Source organism: Mesorhizobium sp. M0761 (assembly GCF_040320205.1).
In the GTDB taxonomy this organism is placed as follows: domain Bacteria; phylum Pseudomonadota; class Alphaproteobacteria; order Rhizobiales; family Rhizobiaceae; genus Mesorhizobium.
Genome location: NZ_JAMYPF010000038.1, coordinates 1 through 17210, shown reverse-complemented (window position 1 = coordinate 17210; position 17210 = coordinate 1). Strand labels below are relative to the sequence as shown.

Genomic DNA, 17210 nt, shown 5'->3' with positions numbered 1-17210 from the left:
GCCTGGTCAAAACATCCCGTGGCGCAGGGTACTTCTTCAACGCTGACGTAGATGTTAGCTACGGAGGCACGTTGGCCGCGTGACAATGAGCTATGCTGGAGATTGGGGTGACGAGGCTGATCAAGCCTTCCAACAGTACCAGCCTGATCAATTACAGCGAGAGCTACCGGTCCGGAGATCGCATCAGCGCCTCTGTCGTCAAGAGAGCTGTTCTGCTTGACCCCAGCCATGGAGCTCAACGCCCCGCGTCGGAGCGCTCCCTGCTTCTGAAGGAAGCCATTAGGTCCGCTCGGGCTTGATCGGAGGCTTGGCTGATGGACGTCGTGGTTGCTTCGCTCAGTTGCCGCCCCATGGCGCGGCTTTGCGGATTATCAGTCCTCTGCCTCTTCGCCGGTCTCAACAGCGCTGTGTAATGTTCATTGTTTATGATGACGCCCCCGCTGTTCACGAGGTTGCTCCTGTCAAGTGTACTCGTCAGTCCGTCCTGGGCCTCACGCTTCTTGCCCAAGTGCCGTTCAAACGGCGCTGGCGCGACTTGTTGAGCTCGAGAGATGGGTCCCTGCTCTCCTGCGTGGCCATGAGCTTGTGCCGCGGTCTGCGCAGCGCCGTCCCCAATGGCACGAGCCTCCATGCCGACTGCGTCTTCCGGACGAGCAGCAAGGGCAATTTCGCGCCCGAGTGCGAACTTCCGGACATGAGTTAGTGCACTGATGTCAGCGGTTTTCATATAGCGCTTGGCATCTTCATCCAGCGACCGCTCGTGAAGCCGAGCCGCAATCCCCGGCTTTTTGTTTTCAACCAGGCATTGACTGAAACGTCTAAGAGCAGACCCATAGACCTCAACGGTACGGGGTTTCGGCCCGGTCGGCGCTGCCTCGTACGCTTTGATGAGAGCCGCTGTGTACTCTCTGATGAGCACGGCGTCGGCAGGGTGGGGATTCAGGGCAGGGCGGCCCACCACTGGCGCTCCGCCCGCCCACGTCTTGAGACGACCCAGTGACCCAGCCACGGCCGAGGGGCCGCCACCCCAGATCTCGTACTCCTTGCGATCCCGATCCAGCGACGAATCGTGAAGCCGATCCGCAATCCCCGGCTTGTTATTTTCAACGAGCCAATGACCAAAGCCGAACAGAATATCTACATGGCGCTTGACCGTGATCTCCCCGACCTTACCGGCATAGAGTGCTGACCTCAGCCCTTCGACAAGGGTCGCATCGTTGGAATAAAGAGGACCCTTGTCGGGACCGGAGACCACTTTTGGGCGATCTGGCTGCACCGCCGCCGGCACAGAACGAGCATGGTCACGCAACTCGGACGGTGCGGGGGGATTCAGATCAACCACTGACGAATCCGGCGCATGATGATGGCGCGCCGTTGAGTGACCCGGCTGCAGCACCGAGGCACCCAGCATCGACCCACTGCCTCCGGCGTACGGCGCCGCGGCGTGTTCTTGTCCGCTCCCTTGCATCATGGGCTGCGCCTCCCATGGCAATGCACCCACTTGATGGGTGGGGGCCTGCATCAGCACGCGAGCGCCTGAATTGCCGATCTCGCTCAGCTGCGGCTCAGTGACAACGTCCTGCAGACGACTGTTCGGGGTCCTTTGCCTCTTCGCTGGTCTCAACTCCGCTGTATCATGCTCACGGTTGATGAGGACCTCCTCGCTTGGTAGCTGGTTGCTCCTGTCCTGTGCAGCGATCCGCTCGTCCGGCGCGCGCTGGTCGCCGTCGCGCCAGCTCAGGGGACGAAAGGACCCTGCGGGATCCGAGGCTTGGTGATGGGGCCCAGTTGGCACGAAAGACGATGCCAGAACAGCGTCGTCTTCATTAGCTTTCCCAGGGGGGAGATACTCTGGCCAACTGTATTCCTCCTGCGGCCCGCTGCGCTGCGCAGCGGCGTCCCCCTTGCTCTCAAGACTTTGAAATTTAAATGGGTCCCCGGGAGCAACGTCTGGCGCTGACTGGCCGAGCCGCTTGATCTGCTGGTGAAACGTCCCAACGGGGCTTTCCTTAACCGCGTCTCGGGCCTGTCGGTCCATGAGCTCAAAGTTCGTAAGATTATTTGCCGTTCCGAATGTATTGTCACCCCTGAGGCGGGTTTGTAGTGCCTGCCGATTGACGACGAGGTTGTTGAGGTTCAGGTTATCTGGCTGCGATTGCAATCGCCCAACCAGCGCCCGCGTGCCGTCCACCACGTAGACTCCGCAATCCACCACGTTGCTCTGCTGGGCGATGCGGGATACGCCCACGCGGGTCTCCAGGCTGGCGCCCAGATTTTCTGCGAGCTCTTTTGCAAGCGTGTCATTGCATCCGTTGTAGGAGTCATAATGATAGGCAACCGGCCGTTCCCGGTCGCTGCGATCAACGAACAGCAGCGACCAATGGGTGCCGCGCTCCGCAAGAGTCTTACCGCCATCGCTCACTGGCACGAACAGGAAGTCGGCTGTGTCGTTACCGTTCTGATGGACGATGCGCTGGAATGCGCTTAGCATGACGCTCTCGGAGCCCAAGCGCAGATGATAATTGGCTACGAGGGGATCCACGAACCGCGTCCGGGCGGCGAGATCTGGATTGTTCCCCTGCAACTCCTGCTCCAGGAGTTGGTAATCCCTCTGGATATGTTCGTCGCCTAGCCATTCCAATGCGCCGAGCACCCGCCCGTCTTTAGCTTTCCCAGGGGGCCTCTCTGGCCGACCCAATGCCTCCTGCGTCCCGCTGCGCTGCGCAGCGGCGTCCCCAATGGCACGAGCCTCCATGCCGACTGCGTCTTCCGGACGAGCAGCAAGGGCAATTTCGCGCCCGGGTGCGAACTTCCGGAGATGAGCTAGTGCACTGATCCTCCGGTTATCACCGGAGTTCACATAGCGCTTGGCATCTTCATCCAGCGACCCCTCGTGAAGCCGATCCGCAATCCCCGGCTTTTTGTTTTCATGCAGGTATTCACTGAAACGTATAAGAGTAGATCCATAGACCTGAATGGTACCGCGATTCGGCCCGGTCGCAGGCGCTTCTTTGTACTCTTTGATGAGAGCCGCTGTGTAATCTCTGATGAGCGCGGCGTCGGCAGGGTAGGGATTCCGGACAGGGCGGTCGACCACTGGCGCTCCGCCCGCCAACGTCTTGAGACGACCCAGTGCTCTAGCCACGATCGAGGGGCCACCCCTGCTCTCGTACTCCGAGGGGCCACCCCTGCTCTCGTACTCCTTGCGATCCTGATCCAGCGACGATTCGTCAAGCCGAGCAGCAAATCCCGGCCTGTTATTGTCAAAGAGCCAACGACCAAAGCCGAGAAGAGAATTTACATGGCGCTTGACCGTGCTCTCCTTGACCTTACCCGCGTAAGCTGACCTCAGCCCTTCGACAACGGTCGCATCGTTGGAATAGAGGGGACCCTTGTCGCGACCGGAGACCCCTATTGGAGGATCTGGCTGCACCGCCGCCGGCACAGAACGAGCATGGTCACGCAACTCGGACGGTGCGGGGGGATTCAGATCAACCACTGACGAATCCGGCGCATGATGATGGCGCGCCGTTGAGTGACCCGGCTGCAGCACCGAGGCACCCAGCATCGACCCACTGCCTCCGGCATACGGCGCCGCGGCGTGTTCTTGTCCGCTCCCTTGCATCATGGGCTGCGCTTCCCATGGCAATGCACCCACTTGATGGGTGGGGGCCTGCATCAGCACGCGAGCGCCTGAATTGCCGATCTCGCTCAGCTGCGGCTCAGTGGCAACGTCCTGCAGACGACTGTTCAGGGGCCTTTGCCTCTTCGCTGGTCTCAACTCCGCTGTATCATGCTCACGGTTGATGAGGACCTCCTCGCTTGATAGCTGGTTGCTCCTGTCCTGTGCAGCGATCCGCTCGTCCGGCGCGCGCTGGTCGCCGTCGCGCCAGATCAGGGGACGAAAGGACCCTGCGGGATCCGAGGCTTGGTGATGGGGCCCAGTTGGCACGAAAGACAATGGCAGAACAGCGTCGTCTTCATTAGCTTTCCCAGGGAGCTCGAGCCCGAGTTCGGACTTCCGGAGATGAGCTAGTGCACTGATCCCACCGGAGTTGTTATAGCGCTTGGCATCTTCATCCAGCGACCCCTCGTGAAGCCGAGCCGCAATCCCCGGCTTTTTGTTTTCAACCAGGTATTCACTGAAACGTCTAGGAGCAGACCCATAGGTCTGAATGGTAGCGGGATTCGGCCCGGTCGGCGCTGCCTTGTACTCTTTGATGGGAGCCGCTGTGTAATCTCTGATGAGCGCGGCGTCGGCAGGGTCGGGATTATTCAGGACAGCGGCGCGGTCCAGCACTGGCGCTCCGCCCGCCCACGTCTTGAGATGACCCACTGCTCTAGCCACGTCCGAGGAGCCACTCTTGCTCTCGTACTCCTTGAGATCCGGATCCAGCGACTCCTCGTGAAGCCGAGCAGCAAATCCCGGCCTGTTATTATCAAAGAGCCAACGACCAAAGCCGAGAAGAGAATTTACATGGCGCTTGACCGTGCTCTCCAATGCTGACCTCAGCCCTTCGACAACGGTCGCATCGTTGGAATAAAGAGGACGCTTGTCGGGACCGGAGACCCCTATTGGAGGATCTGGCTGCACCGCCGCCGGCACAGAACGAGCAGGGTCACGCAACTCGGACGGTGCGGGGGGATTCAGATCAGCCACTGACGAATCCGGCGCATCATGATGGCGCGCCCTTGAGTGACCCGGCTGCAGCACCGAGGCACCCAGCATCGACCCACTGCCTCCGGCGTAGGGCCCCGCGGCGTGTTCTTGTCCGCTCCCTTGCATGAGTTGCGCCTCCCATGGCGATGGTAGAAGGTCCGCGTGCGGAATCGAGTCGAAATATCCCGACAAATCAGCGTCGACCATCTGCTTTTGCGACCGAGCCAGCGTTTCGGCCACCGCGGCCTCGCCAACCGCGGAGGGCGTCTCCTCAGCCCTGGCGAACGCTGGCCCGGCAGGCGCCGCCGGCACAGAACGAGCATGGTCACGCAACTCGAACGGTGCGGGGGGATTCAGATCAACCACTGACGAATCGCGCGCCGTTGAGTGACCCGGCTGCAGCACCGAGGCACCCAGCATCGACCCACTGCCTCCGGCGTAGGGCGCCGCGGCGTGTTCTTGTCCGCTCCCTTGCGTCATGAGTTGCGCCTCCCATGGAGATCGTAGAAGGTCCGCGTGCGGAATCGAGTCGAAATATCCCGACAAATCAGCGTCGACCTTCTGCTTTTGCAACCGAGCCCACCTTTCGGCCACCGCGGCCTCGCCAACCGCGGAGGGCGTCTCCCCAGCCCTGGCGAACGCTGGCCCGGCAGGCGCCGCCGGCACAGAACGAGCAGGGTCACGCAACTCGGACGGTGAGGGGGGATTCAGATCAACCACTGACGAATCCGGCGCATGATGATGGCGCGCCGTTGAGTGATCCGGCTGCAGCACCGAGGCACCCAGCATCGACCCACTGCCTCCGGCGTAGGGCGCCGCGGCGTGTTCTTGTCCGCTCCCTTGCACCATGAGTTGCGCCTCCCATGGCGATGTATCCACTTGAGGGCCGGGATCATGCACTGGTTCGTCCATTTGCTTTTGCAACCGAGCCCACCTTTCGGCCACCGCGGCCTCGCCAACCGCGGAGGGCGTCTCCTCAGCCCTGGCGAACGCTGGCCCGGCAGGCGCCGCCGGCACAGAACGAGCATGGTCACGCAACTCGAACGGTGCGAGGGGATTCAGATCAACCACTGACGAATCCGGCGCATCATGATGGCGCGCCCTTGAGTGACCCGGCTGCAGCACCGAGGCACCCAGCATCGACCCACTGCCTCCGGTATGCGGTGCCAGGTGCTCGTCCCCCAGCATCATGGGCTGCGCCTCCCATGGCAATGCACCCACTTGATGGGTGGGGGCCTGCATCAGCACGCGAGCGCCTGAATTGCCGATCTCGCTCAGCTGCTTAGCTTTCCCAGGGAGCTTCTCTGGCCGACCCAATGCCTTCTGCGGCCCGCTGTGCTGCGCAGCGGCGTCCCCAATGGCACGAGCCTCCATGCCGACTGCGTCTTCCGGACGAGCAGCAAGGGCAATTTCGCGCCCGAGTGCGGCGTACGGCGGGAACTTCCGGAGATGAGCTAGTGCACTGATCCACCGGTTACCACTGGAGTCCAAATAACGCCTGGCATCTTCATCCAGCGACCCCTCGTAAAGCCGAGCCGCAATCCCCGGCCTGTTGTTTTCATGCAGGTATTGACTGAAACGTCTAAGGGTAGCCGCATAGTCCTGAGTGGTTTTGGGATTCGGCCCGGTCGCAGGCTCTGCCTCGTACTTTTTGATGAGAGCCGCTTTGTAATCTCTGATGAGCTCGGCGTCGACAGGGTCGGGATTCAGGGCAGCGCGGCCCACCATTGGCGCTCCGCCCGCCGACTCTTTGAGACGACCCAGTGCTCTAGCCACGTTCGAGGAGCCACTCTCGCGCTGGTACTCCTTGAGATCCTGATCCAGCAACGGATCGTCAAGCCGAGCAGCAAATCCCGGCTTGTTATTATCAAAGAGCCAACGACCAAAGCCGAGAAGAGAATTTACATGGTCCGTGACCGTGCGCTCCCCGACCTTACCGGCATAGAGTGCTGACCGCAGCCCTTCGACAACGGTCGCATCGTTGGAATAAAGAGGACGCTTGTCGCGACCGGAGACCACTACTGGAGGATCTGGCTGCACCGCCGCCGGCATAGAACGAGCATGGTCACGCAACTCGAACGGTGCGGGGGGATTCAGATCAACCACTGACGAATCCGGCGCATGATGATGGCGTGTTTCCCCGGGAACAACGTCCCGTACGAACACCGAGTCTGGGTTGCCTTGGTCCGGCGCGACTGGAGCCAGGGCTCTGTCGTGCAACGCTCGCGCTGACTGGCCGAGCCGCTTGATCCGCTGGTGAAGCGTCCCAACGGGGCTTTCCTTAACCGCGTCTCGCGCCTGTCGGTCCATGAGTTCAAAGTTCGTGAGATAATTTGCCGTTCCAGATGTATCGTCACCCATGAGTCGGGTTTGTAGTGCCTGCCGATTGACGACGAGGTTGTTGAGGTTCAGGTCTGGCTGCCATCTTTGCAATCGCCCAACCAGCGCCCGCGTGCCGTCCACCACGTAGACTCCGCAATCCCACTCGTTGCTCTGCTGGGCGATGCGGGGTAAGTCCACGCGGGTCTCCAGGCTGGCGCCCAGCCTTTCTGCGAGGTGTTTTGCAAGCTTGTCATGCCATCCGCTGACGGAGTCATAATGATAGGCAACCGGCCGTTCCCGGTCGCTGCGATCAACGAACAGCAGCGACCAATGTTTGCCGCGCTCCGCAAGAGTCTTACCGCCATCGCTCACTGGCACGAACAGGAAGTCGGCTGTGTCGTTACCGTTCTGATTATGGACGATGCGCTGGAATGCGCTTAGCTTGTCGCTCTCGGAGCCCAAGCGCAGATGATAATTGGCTACGAGGGGATCCACGAACCGCGTCCGGGCGGCGAGTTCTGGATTGTTCCCCTGCAACTCCTGCTCCAGGAGCTGGTAATCCCTGTGGATATGTTCGTCGCCTAGCAATTGCAATGCGCCGAGCACCCGCCCGCTGGGGTCGCCGAAAACACCAAAAAACCCTTCGACCGCGGGGGACATCCCCTCAGGAAAGAGCTCTGGCGAGGCGGAATTCCCCGCCCGCAAGCTGGGCGGAGCGAATTCCGGTGGCCTCAGTGGCACCTCCTCGCTTGGTAGCAGGTTGCTCCTGTCCTGTGCAGCGATCCGCTCGTCCGGCGCGCGCTGGTCGCCGTCGCGCCAGATCAGGGGACGAAAGGACTCTGCGGGATCCGAGGCTTGGTGATGGTGCCCAGTTGGTACGAAAGACGATGGCAGAACAGCGGCGTCTTCATTAGCTTCCCCAGGGAGCTTCTCTGGCCGACCCAATGCCTTCTGCGGCCCGCGGTGCTGCGCAGCGGCGTCCCCAATGGCACGAGCCTCCATGCCGACTGCGTCTTCCGGACGAGCAGCAAGGGCAATTTCGCGCCCGAGTGCGGCGGACGGCAGGAACTTCCGGAGTTGAGCTAGTGCAATGATCCTCCGGTCACCACTGGAGTCCTTATAGCGCTTGGCATCTTCATCCAGCGACTCCTCGTGAAGCCGAGCCGCAATCCCCGGCTTGTTGTTTTCAACCAGGTATTCACTGAAACGTCTAAGAGTAGCTCCATAATCGTGAATGGTTTGGCGATTCGGCCCGGTCGCAGGCGCTCCCTTGTACTCTTTGATGAGAGCCGCTTTGTACTCTTTGATGAGCACGGCGTCGGCAGGGTCGGGATTCAGGACAGCGCGGCCCACCATTGGCACTCCGCCCGCCGACTCTCTGAGACGACGCAGTGCCACAGCCACAGTCGAGGAGCCACCACTGCTCTCGTACTCCTTGAGATCTTCATCCAGCGACTCCTCGTGAAGCCGAGCAGCAAATCCCGGCTTGTTATTTTTAAAGAGCCAACGACCAAAGCCGTAAAGAGAATTTACATGGCGCTTGACCGTTTCCTCCTTGGCCTTACCGGCATAGAGTGCTGACCTCAGCCCTTCGACAAGGGTCGCATCGTTGGAATAAAGAGGACGCTTGCAGCCGCGACCGTCGGAGACCACTACTGGAGGATCTGGCTGCACCGCCGCCGGCACGGGGGAACGAGCATGGTCACGCAACTCGAACGGTGCGGAAGGATTCAGATCACCCACTGACGAATCCGGCGCATGATGATGGCGCGCCGTTGAGTGACCCGGCTGCAGCACCGAGGCACCTAGCATCGACCCACTGCCTCCGGCGTACGGCGCCGCGGCGTGTTCTTGTCCGCTCCCTTGCATCATGGGCTGCGCTTCCCATGGGGCCGCGCCTTCGATGAGGCTCAGGTCTCCCTGAGACGGATGAGGATGGAACGGGTCTGGCAGAGCCGGAACGCCGGGGGCGGGAATTTGGGCAGCGGCTTGGCGCGCCTCGCCCGAGCGCTGCTCAAAGCCCTCTTGCCCGGCCTCTGCCGCTTGCTCTTGAGATGCCGGGGGCTGCACCTGCCGCCAACCTGTTACATTGGATAGGTCAAATTTGTGCCGGTTCACGCTAGCCTCACGTCCACAGATCAGCTGAGCAACCTACTCGGGCATACTTACGAGAAGCTGACGAGGTCCGCGGTCCCGGAGCGGGTAGGCCTAATTTTCTGCGCGCCGATTGCGCTGGCGCGACGTAGCCCGGCCTTTTGCCAGCTCGGCAGCTACGGCTCGCAAAGAGCGTCGTAAGGCTTGCGGAGCCGCCCCTCAGCTCCCGTCGAGGAGCAATCCACAATTCACACATTTGGAGATGGCTCGCTGGTTTACCGGTCTGCGAGCCCCTGCAAGCCCATGCTTCAGATGCCGCCCGTGCAGAGGTATTTCATTTCGAGGTAGTCCTCGAGGCAATGGCGGGAACCCTCCCGCCCGATGCCGGACTGCTTCACTCGGCCGAAAGGCGCGGCTTCCGACGACATGCGTCCCGTGTTCATACCACTATGCCATATTCCAAGGCCTCGGCCACACGCAAAACACGCTTCCGTTTGAGGCACAAATGTGGGGGAAGGCCGTAGATCGTGTCGTTGGCCTCATGCACGGACCTATCCGCATCGAAGCAATCACAGGCGCCAGCCGCCCGAATGTCTCTTTCTTGCGCGATGGTCATCTCGCTGGAGACAGGACCGATAGTTCGACGTGCCATTCGCGCGATGCGTTTGCCCCCGCATCGAATTCTGCGGCCTTTCGCGACGGTATTGGCGATATGGGATTCGATTTTGGCCAGAGCCTGCCTGTCGATCAGCGCACCGATCGCCACTCCGGAGCAAAGCCCTCGCCAACGATAAGTGGCGGACTTTCTCCACGAACTCTCGACAAACACCTTCGTGAACGCCTGACTGGACGGGGGTAGCCATGCCGAACAGGTCGCATAACCACGCCATCGTTCGGCGACTGCAGCCGCGAAGCGTCTCGAACACATCGGCTCGATGCGGTTGCGTCCAGAATGCATCAGCGAGCGGCGGGAGTCTTCGCTATATTCGCCCCCGACATCCCGAGGTCCACCAGCTTGCCTGCCAAAAAGGGGTGTTGCATGAATAGACCCGCTTTCGTCGCCGTCAGCCGCGTGCCCAGGAGGACGACAGCCTCCATAGCAAGAATGCGAGATGATCATCGTATTCAGCGGCAGCGTGCCGGCCAAATTGGGTTTTCGGCAAGCCAAATAGGGCGATGCAGAAGGATGGTGAGGATTTCGCGTCCGCCACTGCGATGCATAGAGCCACCCTTCGGAACCGACCAGCGCAACAAAGCTCGTTATGCGGCGCGTAGGTTCGTAGACGCTTATCCAGTATCGAGATAACAACGCCGCTGCGCAGGAACGAACTCTGAGAGCGCACCCTGCGAGAGGTTGCGCTTGCTGACGCGGCTGTGGAAGAAGCAGGGGCTCGCGCCGAAGCGCATGATCACCGACTAGCTTCGCTCGTATGGAGCGGCAAAGCGACAGATGATGCCGGACGTCGAGCACCGGTCGCACAAGGGGTTGAACAACAGAGCGGAGAATTCCCAGCGCCGCGAAAACGGGAGCGGATGATGCAGGGGTCCGATCGCCGGGAGGCCTGCAACGCTTCGTCTCGACCTTGTCAGCCGTCCGCAACCTCTTCGTCCCCCGCCCCAAACGTTCTGCACTCGCCATACATGTTCATCGCTTGCAAGCCATCGCCGAATGGAAGGCCGTGACTGGAACGCCCGCACGATTCAGCAGCAGCAGCCCTCGGCCGGCCAATTTCAGACAACGTGACAAGCCCGACCAACAAGCCTGTGTCGTCAAATCGCCAAACCGACGCAAATTGTCGGACAGGGGAGGCCGCTGAGCCTCATCCGCTTCGATGAGAGCGGCGTCGGCGGGTTCTGTCGCAAACTTTTCGGAAAGCTCATTTGCCGCAAAAAATCGCTTGCGGCATCGCGACGAGCACTGAAGTCGATCAGCATCCGCAAGAGCCAGTATGTCAGCAACCGGGCTCGAACACATCTCAACCGGTGAAAAGGTTCTCGAAGTCCGCGAGGCCCCCGCGGCGGTCATCATCATGTACGCGCTGCGGCACCTCGAAACCGCTTCCCTTGGCGTCGGATCAATCGTGTTGAATCAAGGGCTTGAGCAAGCCTGGTCCCAGGAGGCGGTTTCAGGTGCATGGGGCAGTACTATTCACAAGAGGGTGCGAACGGGGCATAGCGTGCGCGCTCGAAGGCGTCAGCGGGAGCGTCAGCTACATAGTCGATAAGACGCGCTTTTTACCTCGGTCTCGGCTCGCAACGATGGATTGCTAACGGCGAACTCATGCTGGTCGGCAAGGCGATACTGGCTGGAGCATCAACTCGGCCGACGAGAGTGGCCACACCATCCTAGACAGGATCGGCCGATATTCCCGCATCGCCGCTCTGCAAAAAGCACAGCGGGCATCCAGACGTTGCCGGGTTGACTATGGGTGTCCGAACCGCGAAAAGAGGCCGCTCTTTATGAGTGGCGTGCGCTGGCAGTCTAACCCCAAGCCCCCCGCCCGGGCTGCCGGCGCGCTTCTAGGAACATCGAGGTAGATGACGAGACTCCGAACTACATTTCCAAAGCTATCGGTGGATTCACATTTCAAGCCAAATCGATTTCCTACAGCCAGGCGCCAACGTTCGATTGGAACGTTCAGAATTCACATCAAGGTGCACCGCTATTGCGTCCCGAACAGGTTCGGCTGCTCGATGACGACTACGAGATTGTTCTTATCAAAGGTCTGCCACCATTAAAATTGAGGAAGGTGCGATATTTTTCGGATCGCATTCTGAAACGCATCTTTGAAAGCCAGACAGGCGCCCTCCCGGAGCCGGCGCCCTTGACGGGAGCAGAGGAGGCGCTCTCCGCAGAATCTCAACTCGATGACCCGCTGTGTGAATTGGCGCAGGACTTTGACGATACAGTTTGATGTGAGGCTAGTATGAACCGGCGAAATAGTAATCCATCCCGTGTAACAGCTTTGTCGCAGGTGCAGGACGCCGGCTTGGAAGACGGGCAAGCGGTCCAGGCCCGGCGAGTGGGCTTTGAGCAGCACGTGTCCGAGGCGCTCCGGCCGCTGTTCGATGGTCGAGCTGACGAGCCGCCTGCCGGTCCAGAGGAGCTTCTGCGACTGGAAAAGGGGTTTCGCGAGGTGCTTCAGCGAGGGCAGGATCATCAAGCCGCCTCATCTTTTTTCAGCGATCCAAGGATGCCCGCTGGACGGGATGACCCCAAGGGAAGCGTGTCGGACGCTTTCGCAGCAGCCGGCTCTAGGCACGCCGGAGTCGAGGCCGCCGCCCCTCCAGTGTTAGCTGCCAGCCAACAGCAGATCCGGCCCTCGCCAGTTGCGTTTGGCCGGCCGGTATCATCCTCGGCTGCTGCAGGCGTGCGCTTGTATGCCCCTTCGATGATCTCTCGGAAGACCAGTTCCGAAAACTGCGATCAGTTGCCCGCCTTGTGCTGCCGCCTCGCCGTCGAGGTCGAAACGCCCGCGAATCAATGGAAGGTCAGCGGGCCATGGGGGCAGAGTGCAACGGTGTCTACACCGCCTATTTGAGGGGAGAGGTACACTTGGCTTTCCTGTTCCAGCAGCATCCGGCCGCACACCGACGCGATGGGGAGCTAGAATTCAAATCGGACCTTCGCAAGGCACGCACCGCGGCTCAAACGCCGTTCGTTTGGGAAAAATGGCTCAGTACCGACAAAGCTTCTGTAATGGCCCTAGTGGCCTCGGTCGCGCTCTTGGTCGCGATACAGTGGCAAGACCCCCAGATCAACGAGGCGGTCCTAAGCGAACTGCGGACGATTCAGATCAACTACGCATTGCTCCAGCGAGACGTCGCCCGCGCCGACATGGTATTGGACTTCCGTTCCGTTGCTTCTACCGGGCAAGCATTAAAAAGGAACCTTCAAAACTACCAACGCCTTGTTGAGATTTCGCCCAATGAGAGCTCCGGGGTGCACTCCAGGTTGGTTGCACAGCTCAAAAATTCCCTCGAAAACACAGAAGCTGCCATCTCGGCCTCGGCCGCGCAAAATGAGCTTCTGCAAAGCTCTCTCGTACGCTTTGCTCGCTCGGCTAATCGCCTTCGGGGGGGAGTGTCGAACAGGCCTGAATTTTCCAATCTGATCCTTCAATTTTCGGCCAGACCGGGATTCAGCCTCGCATTACAAATCGATCAGTCTCTCCGCCGACTTCCTCCTAGCCAGGACCAAGTCACGGAGGATGTTGCCCGCGAGGGCCGCGCTATCGTGTCCTCAATGTTGAGGTTGGACCGCGCTGTAAATCGGATCCCATCCTTCGACACGTTCGCCAAGGCTGCCGAATTGGAGCGAGAACATCTGAAAGCCTACAGCTTCGCCAGCGCGCAAGCGCAGCGTACACGACTTTTCTTTGGCTTGGTGTCCATATGCCTCTGCTTGTTTGCGACCATTCGAGCCTCCACGCTGCATGTGCGGACGAACCGGTTGGAAAGGCGGTTAGAGCTTGAAGCGGCGATGAGTGAGATCGAAGCTTGTTTCATCGACAGTCAAGCAACGAAGGCTTCGCGGCGCTTCTCCACCGAAGCAGCGCTTAGACTCATTCAATGCGTTTTCGATGCGGATCAATGCGCGCTTGCTCTGGTGGATCCGAGTATCAGCAGGAATACCGAGTACTTTGTCGCGAACAAGCGCATGCGCGTCTGGAACGCCACGCTAATCCATGAAGTCGTCTCACTTGTACACCCGGAACAGCCAGTGTTTCGCGTCGTTCCGGCGTCGGAAGTCGTTCGGACTGCCGTAGGCACTACCGGTGTTTGTCAAATTGTTGGGTGCAGGGCCTCCGATCAGCAGGCTGCGGTTTGTATCCTTGTTTTTGAAGGAGATCGCTCACCACCCTCCACAGACGACCTCCTGGTTCTGGCGAGCGCTACTGTGCGTTTAGGCAACCATCTTGAAATGCAACGTGTACACACGGAACGTAACCTTTTTGAGAGTCGATGGGAGCATGCGGAAAGGCTGACGGCTGTCGGCACAATCGCAAGCGGCGTTACACATGAATTCAATAATGTTCTAGGAGCAATAGTCGGCTACGCAGAGATGGCTAAAGGTCTTGTGCGCCGCCCCTCGAGAATTCGGGGCCACATCGGCCAAATTATCTTGGCCAGCAACCGAGCCAAGCTGATTATTGATCAAATTTTGTCACTAAGCCGAACTCGGAAGCGCGTGACGATGCCTTTCGACGTCTCGGAGAGTGTAATGGATCTCGCGACATTGCTGCGGGTTACACTTCGTGCGGATGTTCAGTTGAACTTCAAGATCAACGAGTGGCAAACGGTGATCGAGGGCAGCCCGACCGAGATACAGCAAATCCTTATGAATCTATGCAAGAACGCGTCGGAGGCTCTCTTGAATGAGGGCCGTGTCGAGATTAGCGTTTCTCGCGCTCACGTCTGTCAAACGAAGCCCGTGGCTAAGGGCACCTTGAAACCGGGAGATTACGTTCTCCTCTCCATCAGCGACGATGGCCAAGGAATCGCAAGTTCGGTGCTTCCGCACATCTTTGAGCCCTTTTTTACCACGCGCTCTCGCGTCGGCGGGACCGGACTGGGTCTTGCTGCGGTGGACCGCCATGTGAGCGCGCTCGCAGGATGCCTTGACGTCACCTCGGCTGTTGGCCGAGGTACACGCTTCGATCTCTACTTACCGGCCTGCGCTGAGGAGCAGGTCAGAGCTGATAGCGCTTCCGGTCCATACGATGGATCACTTGGCAATGGAGAAATCATTGCAGTCGTGGAGTCCGATCCAGCAGCGTTGGAGATCTACAACGATAAGATCGCCGCGCTTGGTTATAAGCCTGTCGGCTTCGCGACCTTCGAAAGTCTTTGCGACTGGATCGAGAGCGGGAAGGCAGCCGACCTCCTAATTTTCGATCAAGCGACTTTCCTCGGGCCAGGACAGCCCGAAGCCGTACGTACCACCCTGATGACGGTGCCCATCATCGTCGTTGGTGGAAGCGACCCCATGCCGATTACATCTGGTAATCAGACCTTCGTCCTTTGGCTAGCCAAACCGGTCTCGTCCAGGACGATGGAGCATGCAATTCGTAGGATGATAATGGCATGATGCCGCCGACGCGCTCAGGCTACCGAGCTACCGAGGCAATCGGAGGCGGAGCCGGCTGGGATCCAGCAAATACAAGAGCGTCGGACGATCTCTGCGCACCCGGCTCATGGCGAGTAACCCTCGAACACTGTCGTCGGCTTCCGCCCAAGGAAGGGCTCCCCGACCACAGCAAACCTGCCGCCGTGCTCGTGACCGTCAAGGACAAGTCGCCGCGCGATGGGGTCTGCGGGCCTCCATCCTTGACAAGTCACTGCGCGCTGGCGGCGACAGGCGACGGGTAATATAGGGTCGGGACGAGGAGATGGTCGCCAATCGGTCATGCCAGATGGTTGACGAAAAGCAAAGCTTGACAATCATCGCCCCATTCACGCCAAACTTCTCCTGTGCGCTCATCACTCGGCTACGGCTCCTCGCCTGCCCCGACAAGGCTATCGCCGCCCGGCCGGGCAAGCGATGTCCCAGGTTCCGACGTGTTCCTTTCATGCTTGATGGACCTAGGCCCCGGCAGGGCGGGAGCATGAGGCTGGGTTCTCGGTCGCGGATCTGTGAGGCAAGCACGGGGTAAGCGAAGGCTCGACCCACCATTGGGGAGGCCGGCTTCGGCACGGAGGTGCGGCCTCGGCGTTGAGAGGCATCGGATCGGGTGTAGCAGGACTTTCGAACTAACTGCCGACAACACACTGGATAGGCTGTTCTCGTCGTTCGGTCCAGTTCACCAACGCCTGTGTCGACATTTTACGGCGCTTCACTACTCAGCGCCGCGCCCGTGAGCGCCAGCGAGTGGTCGTCGGCGGGCTCGATGGCGCTATCAGGTCGGGGACTCGACCTCTATGATCATCACCGACTTAATTCAAATTTGTCTGTATATATTGACGATTGCACCACCTTCACCTCGTAAACGGCAATGCGGGCGGATGGAGAGGGTTCTATGATATGACAAGCGATTTTTCCGCCGCCCGAGGGCATTTAGATCGAGCGTATGACTACCTTTGTGGGGATGACCCGATGAGTCAAAGGGGCCGAGAAGCCTTGGATCTGCTAATTGAGGCGGTTGCCGTCGAAGAGTTCAAGCAGCCACGCCAAAGCGCGGAGGTGCTAAGGTTTCCGATCGGGCGCCGCTGCTGAGGTAATCTCCACGGCCGCCATGTAGCCTCAGGTGGCAGGGACTCGCCGCCCCGTGAGGGCCGGGAACGAACGCATTGGCAAAAGGAAAGCCCACTTGCCAGACCCGCGCCCGGCCGGCGTGGTAAGAAGGCCGGCGGGTTCCCAAGCGGAGACATTGACGCCGGACTATGACGTTCTTTGCATCGGCAATGCAGCGCCGGCAACACCGCCGCCGGCGTAGGCAGCTTCGGCGGGCGCGCCGCCTTCTTCGGCAGGTGTCGAACGACGCGCTCGGCGAGATCTACGCCCACGACATCCACGCCCAGGGCGTCGCCTTCGACACCGAACCGCTAGTGGGACAACCACCCACGGCATGCTCGATGATCTTCGTAACGCCCGATGGCGAGCGCTTATCTCGGCGCCTGCATCGAACTCGGCCCGACGATGTCGAACCGGACAAGGCTTCGGGCACCAAGGTCACTTATTTCGAGGGCTATCTGGGGGACCCGCCGCGCGCCAAGCAAGCGATCCGGCAGACCGCGCGGCTGGCGCATGCCGCTGGGCGCGAAGTGTCGATGACGCTGTCGTATTCGTTTTGCGTCGACCCCTACCGCGACGAGTTCGTCGAGCTGATCCGCTCCGGCACGGCAGCAGCAGGTCGTCTGGATCGCCGGACTATCCGGGTGAGTACGTCGGGGTAGTGTGCTGAGAGTTCTGCAAATTCGCTGAGAGGGGGCGGTCATGGCAGGCTGGTGATTGTTCACGTCACCGATTGCCGCGAAGGAACGCCACCATGACAAGACTGAAGTTAAGACCGCCAGCGCTGCCGTCAAAGCAAGGGCATCGGGTTGGTCGTGTCCGACGATCACGCCGGCCTGGTGGCAGCGATCGGCGAGGTGATCCCCGAAGCCGCCTGGCAACGCTGCTACGTGCACTTCC

Annotated in this window: 3 protein-coding genes and 6 pseudogenes; 7 read left to right on the top strand and 2 right to left on the bottom strand. The window is 60.2% G+C overall.

Features of this window, described 5'->3' with window-relative positions; all coding sequences use genetic code 11:
- A pseudogene (locus NKI32_RS31195) lies at nt 1-83 on the top strand (DNA-binding response regulator); the annotation flags it as partial.
- A 152-nt stretch (nt 84-235) separates the two neighbouring features.
- Here the strand turns inward: NKI32_RS31195 and NKI32_RS31190 are convergent.
- Both NKI32_RS31190 and NKI32_RS31185 read right to left on the bottom strand, forming a co-directional pair.
- Nucleotides 236-9100: a Ulp1 family isopeptidase gene (locus tag NKI32_RS31190; RefSeq protein WP_353005177.1), complete on the bottom strand. Its 8865-nt coding sequence runs from the start codon at nt 9098-9100 to the stop codon at nt 236-238.
- A 284-nt stretch (nt 9101-9384) separates the two neighbouring features.
- Nucleotides 9385-10004 (bottom strand): annotated as a pseudogene (locus NKI32_RS31185) (aldehyde dehydrogenase family protein).
- Between the two features lie 429 nt (nt 10005-10433).
- Here NKI32_RS31185 and NKI32_RS31180 point away from each other — a divergent pair.
- From NKI32_RS31180 to NKI32_RS31155, 6 genes and pseudogenes are all read left to right on the top strand, one after another.
- Nucleotides 10434-10773, top strand: a pseudogene (locus tag NKI32_RS31180) (DDE-type integrase/transposase/recombinase); the annotation flags it as partial.
- Between the two features lie 840 nt (nt 10774-11613).
- Nucleotides 11614-11991 (top strand): annotated as a pseudogene (locus tag NKI32_RS31175) (type IV secretory system conjugative DNA transfer family protein); the annotation flags it as partial.
- A gap of 641 nt (nt 11992-12632) precedes the next feature.
- A complete protein-coding gene (locus NKI32_RS31170; RefSeq protein WP_353005175.1) occupies nt 12633-15167 on the top strand; it encodes a two-component system VirA-like sensor kinase in 2535 nt (844 codons plus the stop codon).
- 933 nt (nt 15168-16100) lie between these two features.
- On the top strand, nt 16101-16292 hold the full coding sequence (locus NKI32_RS31165) for a hypothetical protein (RefSeq protein WP_023679698.1): 192 nt from the start codon (nt 16101-16103) through the stop codon (nt 16290-16292).
- A 192-nt stretch (nt 16293-16484) separates the two neighbouring features.
- A pseudogene (locus NKI32_RS31160) lies at nt 16485-16918 on the top strand (PfkB family carbohydrate kinase); the annotation flags it as partial.
- A 180-nt stretch (nt 16919-17098) separates the two neighbouring features.
- Nucleotides 17099-17210 (top strand): annotated as a pseudogene (locus NKI32_RS31155) (transposase); the annotation flags it as partial.

Excerpts from the sequence above, each read along its gene's own strand:
- NKI32_RS31165 (WP_023679698.1), top strand. The coding sequence starts at position 16,101 with ATGACAAGCGATTTTTCCGCCGCCCGAGGGCATTTAGATCGAGCGTAT.